This is a genomic window from Novosphingobium sp. HR1a, assembly GCF_015594425.1.
Lineage (GTDB): Bacteria > Pseudomonadota > Alphaproteobacteria > Sphingomonadales > Sphingomonadaceae > Novosphingobium > Novosphingobium resinovorum_A.
The window spans coordinates 1-979 of sequence record NZ_JABXWS010000148.1 but is presented as its reverse complement, the minus strand read 5'-3'; the positions used below and the strand labels follow the sequence as shown (position 1 = coordinate 979).

Sequence of the window (979 nt, the reverse complement as noted above, 5' to 3'; positions counted from 1 at the left end):
GATCAGCACGCGGCGAGCCCGCTTGTTGCCGGCCTTGGTGATGCCCCCGCGCTTCACCCGCTCGCCCGTTGAACTCTCGGATGGTACAAGCCCGAGATACGCCATCAACTGCGGCGCTGTTTCGAAGCGTCGTATATCGCCGATTTCCACGACAAAGGTGACGGCGTTGATGAACGCGATACCGCGCATCGCCTGGTAGGCTTCAACCACAGGTGCCATGGACCAGGACGCGGCTATCTCAGCGACCTGCTTGGTCAGCCTATCTTCTCGGACACCCGCATCCTCGATAGCCTGGATATATTCGACGAGCACGATGTGATGGGCGGGATGGGTGAAGCTCTGCGCTGCCAGCCAACGAAAATGCGCCCGTGTCCACGATGTGCGTCCCGGGAAAATCCGGCCATGGCGCAAGAGGAAGGACTGCAACTGCTGGCGAGCCTTCTTCAGCGCGTCATGGGCGCACTCACGAGCGCGGACAAGGTCGCGTACAGCCTCATGTGCTTCGTCCGGAACCCAGACGGCAGTCAACTCGCCGGCGCGATGAAGCCGTGCCAGGCTGACGGCATCGCGCCTATTGGTCTTCACCCGATCACCGGGGCGTTTGGGAATTAGAGAGGGCGCCACGACCTGGCACTCATGCCCCAGCGCGATGATCTGGCGATACAGATCGTACCCCGTCGGGCCAGCCTCATAGCAGAAGTGAAGCTTCGCCCCACGCTTCGCCAACTTGCCCACCATCGATGCGACCGATGTCGGCTCGGCGGAGATGTCGCCGAAAAAGCGGACTTCGCCGTTCCGTTCCTTTTCCGCGACTGCAACCGAGATCTTCGCTTTCGATGTATCGAGTCCGATGAAAAGTTCGCTATACTCGTCCATGGTTCGCCCTCGCTTAAGCTTGGGGATAGGCGCCGGTCCGTCCGGCGTAACCCCCGTTTCCTGCTTACTCCGAGGGCGGGCCAACTTCACCGCACGAACATAC

1 protein-coding gene is annotated in these 979 nt (G+C 61.1%); it reads right to left on the bottom strand.

The genetic code is table 11. The annotated features are described in order from the left end of the window. Positions 1–876 (bottom strand): IS110 family transposase (locus tag HWN72_RS30725; RefSeq protein WP_211152328.1); only part of this gene is annotated, 876 nt, incomplete at its 3' end. Between the last annotated feature and the right edge of the window lie 103 nt (positions 877–979).